The 11,680-nt window shown below is 68.4% G+C and carries 9 protein-coding genes; 8 read left to right on the forward strand and 1 reads right to left on the reverse strand.

Features of this window, described 5'->3' with window-relative positions:
• Window positions 1-17: 17 nt before the first annotated feature.
• Complete coding sequence (locus OHA91_RS10330; protein WP_328739148.1) at window positions 18-1,694, reverse strand: DUF262 domain-containing protein; 1,677 nt, start codon at window positions 1,692-1,694, stop codon at window positions 18-20.
• Between the two features lie 83 nt (window positions 1,695-1,777).
• Between OHA91_RS10330 and OHA91_RS10335 the strand changes: the two genes are divergently transcribed.
• The 8 genes from OHA91_RS10335 (at window position 1,778) to OHA91_RS10370 (ending at window position 11,604) form a co-directional block, all read left to right on the forward strand.
• Window positions 1,778-3,592 carry a DUF4357 domain-containing protein gene (locus OHA91_RS10335; RefSeq protein WP_266492422.1) on the forward strand — a complete coding sequence of 605 codons (1,815 nt, stop codon included), beginning with the start codon at window positions 1,778-1,780 and terminating at the stop codon, window positions 3,590-3,592.
• Window positions 3,589-5,010 carry an McrC family protein gene (locus tag OHA91_RS10340; RefSeq protein ID WP_408059160.1) on the forward strand — a complete coding sequence of 474 codons (1,422 nt, stop codon included), beginning with the start codon at window positions 3,589-3,591 and terminating at the stop codon, window positions 5,008-5,010. The genes OHA91_RS10335 and OHA91_RS10340 overlap by 4 nt, the downstream gene beginning before the upstream one ends.
• Before the next feature lie 333 nt (window positions 5,011-5,343).
• A complete protein-coding gene (locus tag OHA91_RS10345; RefSeq protein WP_266496785.1) occupies window positions 5,344-7,038 on the forward strand; it encodes a hypothetical protein in 1,695 nt (564 codons plus the stop codon).
• A gap of 169 nt (window positions 7,039-7,207) precedes the next feature.
• Window positions 7,208-7,720, forward strand: a complete 513-nt coding sequence (locus OHA91_RS10350) for a hypothetical protein (RefSeq protein WP_266492419.1) — start codon at window positions 7,208-7,210, stop codon at window positions 7,718-7,720.
• Window positions 7,717-9,795, forward strand: a complete 2,079-nt coding sequence (locus tag OHA91_RS10355; RefSeq protein ID WP_266492416.1) for an Hsp70 family protein — start codon at window positions 7,717-7,719, stop codon at window positions 9,793-9,795. Before OHA91_RS10350 ends, OHA91_RS10355 begins: the two co-directional genes overlap by 4 nt.
• 221 nt (window positions 9,796-10,016) lie before the next feature.
• A complete protein-coding gene (locus tag OHA91_RS10360) occupies window positions 10,017-10,940 on the forward strand; it encodes an SWIM zinc finger family protein (protein ID WP_328739149.1) in 924 nt (307 codons plus the stop codon).
• Window positions 10,877-11,416, forward strand: coding sequence for a hypothetical protein (locus OHA91_RS10365; RefSeq protein ID WP_328739150.1), 540 nt, complete (start codon window positions 10,877-10,879; stop codon window positions 11,414-11,416). The genes OHA91_RS10360 and OHA91_RS10365 overlap by 64 nt, the downstream gene beginning before the upstream one ends.
• Complete coding sequence (locus tag OHA91_RS10370; protein WP_308288976.1) at window positions 11,401-11,604, forward strand: hypothetical protein; 204 nt, start codon at window positions 11,401-11,403, stop codon at window positions 11,602-11,604. Before OHA91_RS10365 ends, OHA91_RS10370 begins: the two co-directional genes overlap by 16 nt.
• Window positions 11,605-11,680: the final 76 nt, after the last annotated feature.

The raw sequence follows: 11,680 nt of genomic DNA on the forward strand, positions 1-11,680 counted from the left end.
TCGGCTGCGTCAGCCCATCACAGCGCCCACTCCTTGACCAGAAGGGCGACCAGCTGACTCTGCTGGGCGTCCAGCACCTCCGGCGTCCAGTCCTCGTACTGGAGCACCTGGCTGGTCAGGGCGAAGGGCACCGCGCCACTGCGTCCGGTGAAGTATTTGGCCTTCTTCGCGGTGAAGTCGTAGTTCTGGGCGGCGGAGTTCTTCACTCGGTTGAGCAGGACCAGGTTGCCGAGCCTATGGGTCCAGTACGCGCGCTGGTCCTCGTCGAACAGGTTCGTCCACCGCGAACCGGCCTGGGGGTTCTGGGGCAGGACGTGCTCGACGGTGATGAGCGGAAGGTCGTACCTCACACCGTGGGCCTCGGAGAGTATCTCGTCGACGCGGAGCAGCACGTACTTGCGGATCTTGCCGACGAGGTACAGCTCGCCTTCGAGACGGGCACGGGTGTCGGCCTTCTCGGCCTCCGTGAGTTCGAACGCGGGCGAGTCCAGGCCCTGGCCCTGGTCGAGCTGGCGGAGCAGTTCCGCGTAGCGCGTCACGCGTGGGGTGGTGTAGACGCGGCGGATGAACATGCTGGCGGACAGTCGTTCCAGCGCGCGGAGGAAGCGATCGAGCCATTCCGGGTCGTGCTCGTGGTTGCGCAGCGCCCAGAGCGCGGCCGGTCGCCAGTCGTTGTTGTCGGTCTGCTGGAGCCGCTTGAACCAGGCGTTGACCTGCTCGGTGCCGGACGACGCCTCATAGCGCGCGTCGCGGATCTGGGCGTACGCATCGGCGTACGGGACGACGACGTCGTTGACGAAGACGTCCGCCCTGTCCGGCAGGTAGCGGTCGAGTACCTGCTTGGGGAACTCCTTGAGCAGTTCCCTCTCGGCCCGCTTCTTCTCGTAGATCATGCGCAGGTGGAGGAAGAGGTCGGCGAAGTCGTCCCTGCCGAGGATCTCTTCGGCGTCCTCCCACTTGCGGGCGCAGCTGGCCGACTCCTCCGGGTCCTCCAGGGCCCCGATGATCTGCGACTTGAAGATGTCGGTAGGGGACAGATCCAGGCCGCGGGAGTTCATCACGCTGAAGATGCGGTGCGCGCTCTCCAGGTCGGGGGTGGCGACCACGACCAGGAAGGTCCGCTCGCCGAGCATTCTCACCAGGCCGAGGCGGCGTTCCTCGGACCAGCCCTCCAGCTCACTGTGCAGGGCAGCCGTGTTGTCCCGGACGGCCTTCTGCGCGTCCGTCGCCAACGTGGTCCTGTCCAGTGCGATGAGCATGCCGACGGCGCCACCGGTCTGGACATACTTGTGGAAGAAGTCTGCGTCCCGCTGCCGGTGCCTCAGCCGAGGCTGGGGCTTCCTGCCGAGGATCGGGTCACCGGGCTGGTTGATCAGCTTGTGCAGGGCTTCCCGCAGTTCGGCTTCGGCCGTCAGGTCACGCAGCACCGACAACAGGATCGTGAGCGTGGTCAGACGCTGCTGGCCGTCGATGACTTCGGCTCTCGGCTGTCCGCTCTCCTTGACGAGGACCAGCGAGCCGAGGAAGTACGGCTCGACGGTGCCCCGCTCCAGTGCCTCTCCGAGGTCGGTGAGCAGCTGGACGGCCTGCTCCTCCTGCCAGGCATAGGGGCGCTGGTAGTCCGGGATCCGGAAGTCGTAGTCACTGCTGAAGACTTTGTGGAGGGGCATCTCGTGCGCTTCGAGCTTCTGCATGCGGCCATCATGACGGCCTCCACCGACACCCGTTTCCCGCAGTACGCTGCGGGGCGAGAACGGACCAAGGAAAGAGATGATCCATGGCCCACGAGTACCCGGAGTTCCGGCTGCGTCTGCCCAACGGTGACGGCATCGAGCGGGCACGCGGGGTGCTGCTGGACGAGACGGGGACGAACGGGAGCCGCAAGTTCCTCGTACGGGCCGGTTCTCCTGCTCGCGTTCACGTCATGCCGTCGCTCGGCAAGCACTTCAAGGCGCCGGCCAAACGCCGTGAGGAGCTCAGGGCGCAGGGCGTGCTCGTGCCCTCGCCGCGCTGGCCCGGATGGCTGGAGCTGACCGAGGACGTCGTGTTCGGCTCGCCGTCCTTCGCGGCCGTGGTCATGGTCGGGGCCCCGCGCAACGGGTGGGAGGAGTGGCGGACCGAGGACGACGGTCCGCTGTCCGACTACATGTCCGGGGTGCGAACAGGCCCCAACCGGCCCTGGCTCGTCCGCGGTTCCAACGTCACCGGGCTCGACCTCGTACAGCGCCTCTGGCTGCCGGAAGGGCGCGTCACCCTGGCCGCGTCCAGGTTGAGGCAGGGCTTGAGGGAAGGCGTCAGCAAGGACGAGCTGCGCACCTTGGTCCAGGAGGACTACGAGTCGACTGCGACCTACAGCCAGAAGCAGCAGCTCGTCGAGGATCTGCACGCCTTCCTGTCCCGCATGAAGCCGGGCGACAGCGTGTGCACGATCTCCGGCGGCAGGCTGTACGTAGGCGAGATCACCGGTGAGGCCGAGCACTCCGGCTCCGAGGACCGGCGGTCCAACCTCCGCCGACCGGTCGAGTGGCAGCCGATCGGATTCCCGTACGAGGATCTTCCGGAAGAACTGCAGCAGAAGCTGTCCGTCCAGCACGACGTCGTCGACCTCACCTCGGTGCAGGCCCATGTCGATGGCCTCGGCCTCACCGACCAGGAGCTCGCGGAGGAAGCGGAGGCGATAGAGCGTGACCCGGGCGCGGAGGTGCCCGCGCTGACCGCCCGGCGGGAGCTGGAGCTGCCCGAGCCGACGGAGGACCTGGCAGCCGAGCTCCTGGTGCACGACCCCGCATGGCTGCGTGAAGTACGCGATCTGCTCTGGGACGAGCGACAGCTCGTGCTGTACGGCCCGCCCGGAACCGGCAAGACCTATCTGGCGCTGAAGTTGGCCGAGTTCCTCGGCGGCGGCCCCGAACAGGTCAAGCTCGTACAGTTCCACCCGTCCTACGCGTATGAGGACTTCTTCGAGGGCTTCCGGCCGCAGGAGGACCCCCGGACTCGCGAGGTAGCCTTCCGGCTCACCGCCGGCCCGCTGCGCGAGCTGGCCGATCTGGCCTCCCGCGAGGGCAACCGTCACGTCCCGCACTTCCTGATCATCGATGAGATCAACCGCGCAAACCTCGCGAAGGTGTTCGGCGAGCTGTACTTTCTGCTGGAGTACCGGAACAAGTCCGTCCGGCTCACCTACTCCGGTGACGACTTCGCTCTGCCACCGAACCTGTTCGTCATCGGCACCATGAACACCGCGGACCGTTCGATCGCCCTGGTCGACGCGGCCATGCGGCGACGCTTCGCCTTCGTCGAGCTCTCACCGCGCACCGAACCGACGAGCGGACTGCTGCGTCGCTGGCTCGCGCAGGCGGGCCGCGGCAGCGAGCCGGCCGAGCTGCTCGATGCACTCAACGCCCGGGTCGACGACGCCGACTTCCGCATCGGGCCCTCGTATCTGATGAAGAGGGGTGTCTACCGGGAGGGCGGGCTGGAGCGCACCTGGCGGACCAAGATCCTCCCGTTGCTGGAGGAACACCACTACGGCGAGGGTGTCGACGTCCAGAAGCGGTACGGCCTTGCAGCGCTTCGGGAATCGCTCGGGTGAGCCGGGTCGTCGAACTCGTCGAGCACGCCCCCGCGCGCTCCGTCCCCCTGCCGGAGGAAATCGGACGAGCCCTGGCGGCAGGGAACATGGTGGACGCTGCCCCGGATCCGTATCTCCCGGGGCGCTGGTCGCTGCGAGCCGGTAGCAGAGTCGGCGCGATGACCTACACCGCGCCGGACGGCACCCGGGTCACCGTGCGCGTCACCTCCAAGGTCCCCATCGCCCGCCTGTTCTTCCTCCTCGGCTACGCCCTGAAGCCTGACGACATCTGGCGGGAAGGGAGCGTGGAAGTCGCCGAGCACAGAGATCTCTTGCCCGCCTTCGCCCACACCGTGGAACGACAGGTGGACCGGGCTCTGCGGCAGGGGCTTCTTCAGGGCTACCGAGCGGCAGAAGAGTCCTCTCTCGTCGTGCGCGGTCGCATCCGGGAGTCCGAGCAGATCCGAAGGCGGTTCGGCGCCACGCTGCCGATCGAGGTCGCCTTCGACGAGTTCACCACCGACATCGCGGAGAACCGCATCCTGCGCGCAGCCTTGGAGCGCCTGCTGCGAGTGCCCGGTGTGACGACCGGTGTACGCCGCCGCCTCCACCACCAGCGGGCCCGACTCGCCGATGCGGCCGTACTGGTGCGCGGGCAGCCGCTGCCGAAGTGGCAGCCCACGCGCCTCAACGCCCGATACCACCAGGCGCTTCACCTGGCCCGTGTCGTCCTGGACGGCGCATCGGCCGAGCATGCCGCCGGCGGACTGCGCGTCGACGGGTTCCTCTTCGACATGAACAAGCTCTTCGAGGACTTCGTGACCGTGGCACTACGGGAGGCCTGCCGCTCCCGCGGCCTTGTGGCCCGGCTCCAGGAGCCGCACCACCTCGACGAGGCCGCCGCAATCCGGATGAAACCCGACCTCGTGCTGTACGGGCCGGGCGGAGCCCTGTGCGCTGTGGTGGACGCTAAATACAAGGCCGAGAAGCGGGACGGGTTCCCCGACGCCGACCTGTATCAGATGCTCGCGTACTGCACCGCTTTGGGCCTGCCGTCAGGCCACCTCGTGTACGCCAAGGGCAACGCGGCACACGCGGCCCACACCGTGCGCCATGCCGGCATCGTCATCCACCAGCACACCCTCGATCTCCACCAGGATCCCCCCGGGCTGCTGGCGGACATCGAGGAGGTGGCCGACCTGCTGATCAGCACGCCGCACGGCGGAGGCCGGCTCGGAATCGCCGTATTCCACAAGTCCGGCCCTCGCGAGGTCGGCAACACTGACGGACGGGCCGTCCAGAGCGCCAGCGCCTTCTCCTCGACAAGTGAAGTAGCAGCACGGCCAGTCGACGGGCCTGTTGCGTCAAATCCCGTGGCAGACGGTCGTACTCGGTGGCACAGTCGCGATGTGATTCTCAGACGTAGCGGCCCGGGGTGAGATCCACGGCGTCGTCGAGCAGCTCGTTCAACGGTACGTCGACCGTCTGATCGGACCTCGAGGTCCGCCGACAGCGTCCGGCCCATCGGCCGGCCAACCGGTCGTACAGCCGCCTCGGCATGCGTGGCTCGCCGCGGGGCGGCTCGGATGCCTCGCGAGTATGCCGCACCGGCTACGGCAGCATGCAGTTTTGTTTCTATGTCGCGTCGGCCGCCCGCTGTCCTGTGTACGGCGCCCGGCCCATGGTGTCGAACCATGCCTCGCCGAGGTCACGATGCGTCCGCGACCGTACGGTCTGTCAGGGTGCACGGATAACCTGTCGCCGTGTACGACATGACAGATGCGGTCGCCGCTCGTCAGGCGGCAAAGGCAGCCGAACGCGAGCGGTTGACCCGGGCGCAGGAACGCCGGGAAGGACGAGACCCCACTGCCGTGAGCGGTTTCGTGCAGCGCAAGTGGCGGTGGCTCGGTGTCGGGGGCAACGAAGCAGTCGAAGCCGTGCTGGACATGCTCACGGAGACGGCCACCGCCACCGGGATAGCTGAGCCGGACAAGGCTGTGCTCCTCCGGGCGCTGGAAGGGGATCCTGACCGAGTGGAGCTGTTGCCCGCCGTCCGCTCGGGCCTTGCCCTCCTTCCGCCGGCCTCGGTACTGGGGCACATGCGCAACCTGTGGTCGGCCGGGGTGCAATGGCTCACCGAGGCCGGCCTGGAGCGGTGCCGATTGCTGTGCTCGACAGCGCCCAGCCTGGACCTCGTCAGCACCCGGTCCCACGCGGTTACGGGCGGTCCCGCCTTCTCCCTCTTCGCCACCGCCGCCACCCGGGGCGCAGTGCCCCTGCCGAACCGGTTCCTGGACGAGCTGCTCCCGTGGGCTCCCCTGACCGTCCTCGACGATCTCGTCGATCGCGGCGGGCTGCTTGCCGAGGACACGCCCTGGATGGCGCGGGATGCGCGGGAGGCTCTCTACCTGCGCGCACGGCTCGCGCCGGAGAAGATCACCGAGGAGGAGGCGTCGACGCTCGGCTGGCAGGGCTTCCTGCGTCGACAGTCCTTCTTGCGCGGTGAGCCACTCACACGGCAGGAGCCGGACGACGTGTGGGATCTGCTGTACGACGTCGTCCTGGACGGCGACCTGTCGGTGTTCGACGCACTCGACGCGGCGCTGCCCCGTACCCAGCAGATCGAACTGCGCGATCTCAAGTCGGGTGCTCTTTCGGGACAGTGGCCGACTGCCTTCGGCGAGGACCCTGGGCTGTGGCGGCTGATGGCCGCCCTGTGGGAACCACGGGAGACCGTCGATGCCGGCCGCAGTACCTTCTACGCCCTCGTCGCGGTGCAGCGGGCATACGATGCGGCCAAGACAGGCGACCTGGAGGCTGCTGCCCGTCAGGCGCAGTCGCTGGCGCGCGGCGGCAGCAACAGCCGGAGGATCGCGGCGGAGCTCGTGCAGGAAGGCTGTGCTCTCGCCGCCTACGCGGCCGCCGTGCAGAGTGAGAACGCCGAGTCACCCTCGGCCAGGGACAAACTGCTCGACTCTGCGGAGAAGTACGCGGAGATGGCCGCGGCTCACGGAAGCTCCGTTGCCGAACGCAACCTCAGGCTCCTGCGTGCGTGGCGGGAGACGAAACGGAACAACCGAGGCCGGTTCAGTAATCCCTTCCTCGAAATCGGCCTGGATCACGGCGCCGATGCGTGGGAGGAACGCTGCCGAGAGGTGTTCCGCCGACACGAAGGCGACACCAGAGCCCAATCCGCCCTGAACATGGCCGAGGAACGCATCCGAGGAGCCCTGCGCAGTGAGGCGGGCTGGGACGTCTTCTACCAGCTGCCGCTGGACCCATCGCGCTATCTGATGCCCTCCCAGGTACCGGAGCATCTCGTGCCGCCGGTGGAGGCCCTGACACGCCGGACGCCGGTGACGAGTGGTGGGGAGCTGGAAACCATTCGTGCCCGTGCCGCCGTCGAACTCCTCGACGACTTCCGCAGCACCGCTCCCCACCTCGACCGCCACAGCTCCGCGCGATGACCACTCCGGCATCCGCGATCTGATCCACCGCCCGAACCGAACGAAGCAGAGCCTGATGCCTCCCAAGAAGAAGATCCCCAAGAGGGAGCGTTCCCACCGCCCGTGCCCCGCCTGCGGCCAAACGCAACCCGGCGCGACTGCGAAGGAAGCACCGCACAAGCCCGGGGGCTTGAGGCGTCGTCGGGAACGCAGCTCCGAGCTTCCGGCCCCGTCGACCGACGTCGCCGGAATTCCGGCCGCGCCCGATCCGATCGACGCGATATCGGTGATCAAGGGGGTGACGAGTCGACTGCCCGACGCCCTGAAGGCCGCCGAGATCGGCAATGCGCCTTCGTCCAGCTCCCTCGCCGCCGCCGTACGCAGGGCAGTCCTGGACGAGTTCCGCACGCGTGCCCAGTTCACCGGCCGCCTCGCCGAGATCGATGCACTGCTCCGATCCCGGGCCGGAGACAGCAGCGAAGCCGTCGAGAGCGCGATGTCCGACCACCTGCGCGAACTTCGACTGCTCCGAGTGACGGAGCCCGAAGAGAGCGACCGCTTCGTGGTGACCGAGGGCGAGGGAGACACCTTCGAACTACTGAGCCCGGCATACGTCGACGAGCTGACCGGGAAGGTCGTTCTCGCGGGACAACTGCGGCGTGTCGCCGCCCCCGCGGGTGTCAATGGGGGGGAAGAGGCATGACGGCGACAGGAATCGACTTCGGGACCACCAACTCCGTGGCCGCCCAGTGGAACGGCGAATACGTCGAGGTACTGGAGATCGGTGGGCAGGGGCTCGATGCCAACTGGCGGCGGAAGGGGTTCGAGCTGCTCTATCCGTCGGTCGTGGGAACCAGCTCCCTACGGCCGGGCACGCTGTTCGGCTGGGAGGCCAAGCTCCGCTCCGAGCAGGCCGTCGAAGCGTGCAAGCGGATGCTGCGCGAGGAACCGTTCGTCAGCCTGGGCGGTCAGAGGTTCGCCGCCACCACGGCCGCGGCCGGCGTCTTCCACGCCATCACAGGAGCTGCGGAGGAGGAAGCCGCCACCGAGATCCGCGAAGCCGTCATCACCGTTCCCGCCAACGCGACCGGAGCAGCCCGCTTCCGGACGCGTGAGGCCGCGCGTGCCGCCGGGATCTCGGTCCGCACCCTGCTGAACGAACCGACAGCCGCGGCCATCGCCTACGCACACGAGATGGAAATCGACGGTGAGTTCCTGGTCTTCGACTGGGGTGGCGGCACCATGGACGCCACCCTGCTGCTGCACGACGACGGCTTCTTCGACGAAAAGGCGAGCCGAGGCGTCAACCGACTCGGCGGTCTGGAGATCGACGCCCGGCTGCGTCGCCTGGTCCTCCAGCGGGCCCCCGCACGGGGTCAGTGGAGCGACTCGGAGAAGCGGAAGTTCGCCCTCGACATCGAGCGGGCCAAAATCCTTCTCTCCCACCAGGAATCGGTCGACGTCCATACTCCCGACGGGGCCGTCGTCACGATCGGACAGGACGAGTTCGCCGAAGCCATACAGGACCTCATCAGCCGAGCGCTCGACCCGGTCGAGGAATGTCTGGAGCAGGCTCGGATCGACCCGCGGGACCTCACCGCGGTCCTGATGATCGGCGGAAGCAGCCAGATTCCCGCCGTACGCGCGGCGGTGTCGGAGGCACTGGACTGCGAGCTCGTCGATACCGCGTTGTGCGACCCCATGACCGCGGTGGCCGAAGGAGCGGCCATCACGGCAGCCGCCATGGACGGCGAGCTGAAGAGCATCATCCGCGTGGTCAACACGCATGCCCTCGGCACCATCACCAAGGACCGCGAGGGCAGACGGAACTTCAGCGCGCTCATCGACCGGAACCAGCGTCTGCCGCAGCAGCGCGTGAAGTCGTACGAGCCGACCAGGGACAACGTCTCCGAGCTGACCGTGGAGGTTTGGGAGGGTGACCCGGACCGTGAGGTCGACCACCCGGACAACGTGAAGCTGACGGACCTCGTCCTCACGTACCCGCGGCGCGGCAAGGCCGAGGACGGAATCTTCGACCTGGAGTACACCTACAGCAAGGAAGGCCTGTTGACCGTCAGGGCCACTCTCCAAAAAACCGGTGAGGTGGTCCTCGACGGGGAGGTGAAGGTCTTCGGGGACGGGAACGTCCTGCCCGAGGTGCAGAACGAGCTCAATCGCCTGATCAACCTCGTCACGCCGGTCCGGCAGACCCCCGTGCCACCGCATCCGCGGCACGGCGGACCGGACGGCCGAACGGTCAGCGCTCCCAAGCCCACTCCCCCACGGTCTTCACCCCGGACTGCAGACTCCGGCACGTCTGCGCTGGTGGTGGATGGCTCCAACCTCGCCTGGAACGGAAGGCCTCCCCGCGCGGCCGGCGGCAGGCCGAGCTTCGCGGCCCTGGAGGCCGCCATCCGATCCCTGCAGTTCAAGCATCATGGCCGTGACATCCATGTGGTGGTCGATGCCACGCTGCGCCACGACGTGGCCGCCGAAGAGCGCCCCCGGGTGGAAGCCGCGATCGCCGACGGGAAGGTCGTCCAGCCTCCGGCAGGCACCGAAGGCAGGGGGGACGCGCTGGTGATCAGCATCGCCGAGGAAGTCGGCGGGGTCATCATCTCCAACGACAACTTCGCACCGTTCCAGAAGGCGAACCCCTGGCTCCGCGACGCGGGCCGGGTGTTGGGAGCCACGTACTCACAGGGAGTGTGGGTCTTCAACCGTCGCGTACCGAACCCGGCAACGCCGGCACGGCCGAGGACGACACGCTCGAATTGACGAGGCACGGACTGCCGCCACCGCGGTGCCCGGCGGTCCACGCCGGAGTGCGCAGTGCAGTGCGGTGGCGGGCCGTGGGCAGCTTTCTCGATGCCGGTCACGGCGCCCATCGTCAACCGAGTCTCCTGCCGAACCGTCTAGGCAAGGGCTTCGGAAGGGACCCGCTGCGCCGACCGGCTGGGGCTAGGTCGTTCGAGCGCGGCCTCGAATACCTTTCCTCTGTGTCGGCGCTGGAGATCGGGGAGAAGACGGCCACCGCGAGCGTCGACGGCACCGAGATCTACGAAGTCGAGCTGACGGAGCACGAGGACGGCCTCACCGGGTGTTGCGACTGCCCATACGGGCGAGAAGGCAATTTCTGCAAGCACTGCGTGGCGGTGGGCCTGACCGTCCTGCAGCAATCGGAGTCGGTACCGAAGCACCGTGCAGCCGCCGCATCCCGCTCCCGACAGCTCACCACCTGGCTGGAGACTCGCAGCCGGGGCGAACTCCTGGCCCTGGTGAAGGAGCACATCGCGGCCGACCATGACCTGCGCCGTCGGCTGGAACTGCGGGCATCCACCGCCGACGACGATCCCAGCGCCGTGCGGGAGCGCTTTTTGACTCTGCTCGATACGCGGCCCTTCGCCCGATACGGCTACGTCGAGTACGCGGACGCCCGTGCCTACGGCCTGCAGGCCGCGGAGGCGGTCTCCGTGCTGCGCAACCTCACGGCGACCGGGAGGGCGACGGAAGCCGTGGACATGGCACGGGAAGCGGTCGAAGCCCTCGCCCGGACGTACGGGGAGATCGACGACTCGGACGGGGTGATCGGCAACGTGGCGGACGGACTGGCCGCAGCCCACCTCGAGGCCTGTCTGGTGGCCCACCCCGATCCCTCGCGGACCGCCGACTGGTTGGTGGACCACCTCCTGAGCGACCTCGGCCACGCCACGGACATCCTCCTGTCCGCATACGCGGACGTTCTGAAGAGCACGGGCATGGCGGGGCACACGAACGGGCTGCGGCAGCCCTGCGCGAGAACGCCGAGGACTGGGCCGCGAAAGACCTCATGGAACAACTGCTGCGCATGGAGGGCAGTGTGGACGCGCTCATCGCCCTGCACGCCACGGACATGGCCCCGTCGGGCGCCACCCATCTGCTGATCGCCCGGGAGCTGGAGCGGGCGGGACGCCCGGTCGAAGCCCTGGAGTGGGCGGAGCGCGGCCTGGGTGAGGCCGAACCCGACCACGGCCCTGAGACCCGCCTGGTGGACGCGTGCGAGCGCTACATCCGGTCCGGCCGCCCGGCCGATGTCGTGCGGATCCGCCGTGAGGTGCTGCTCCGCCGCCGCTCCCTGGCCGCGTACCAGCACCTGCGTACGGCAGCCCGCGCGGCCGGCTGCTGGGACGAGACCGAGCGGACACGAGCGCTGGACGCGCTACGCGCAGACACCCAGCCCCTCATCGGCCTCGGCCGCCCGGGCCCTGCCCTGATCGACGCCTTGCTGGACGACGGCGACCACGACGCAGCCTGGCAGGCAGGCACCGAGGGCCACGCCGCGACAGCCAATGGCTCACCCTCGCCGACCACACCCGGGACCACCGCCCCGGAGACGCCCTGGCCGTGTACCACCGACTGATCGGCCCGCTCCTCACCCGTACCGGCGACGCCACGTACGAACACCTGACGGAGCTCCTCCTCAGCGCCCGTGCCTGCCACCGCACCCTGGGCACGGAGGACGAGTTCACCACCTACATGACCACCCTGCGCACCGCCCAAAAGCGCACGCGCAGGCTGACGGCGATGCTCGATCAACACGGCCTGTAGCACTGCGGCGGATACGGTCTCGCCCCGGCGGGTCAGCGCGTACTCAAGATTGCGCCGCTCGCACTCCTCGGCCCAG

It is taken from the genome of Streptomyces erythrochromogenes (assembly GCF_036170895.1).
GTDB lineage: Bacteria > Actinomycetota > Actinomycetes > Streptomycetales > Streptomycetaceae > Streptomyces > Streptomyces erythrochromogenes.

Coding starts and splice junctions, on each gene's coding strand:
- OHA91_RS10330 (WP_328739148.1), bottom strand. CDS start 1,694: ATGCAGAAGCTCGAAGCGCACGAGATGCCCCTCCACAAAGTCTTCAGC.
- OHA91_RS10355 (WP_266492416.1), top strand. CDS start 7,717: ATGACGGCGACAGGAATCGACTTCGGGACCACCAACTCCGTGGCCGCC.
- OHA91_RS10335 (WP_266492422.1), top strand. CDS start 1,778: ATGGCCCACGAGTACCCGGAGTTCCGGCTGCGTCTGCCCAACGGTGAC.
- OHA91_RS10345 (WP_266496785.1), top strand. CDS start 5,344: ATGACAGATGCGGTCGCCGCTCGTCAGGCGGCAAAGGCAGCCGAACGC.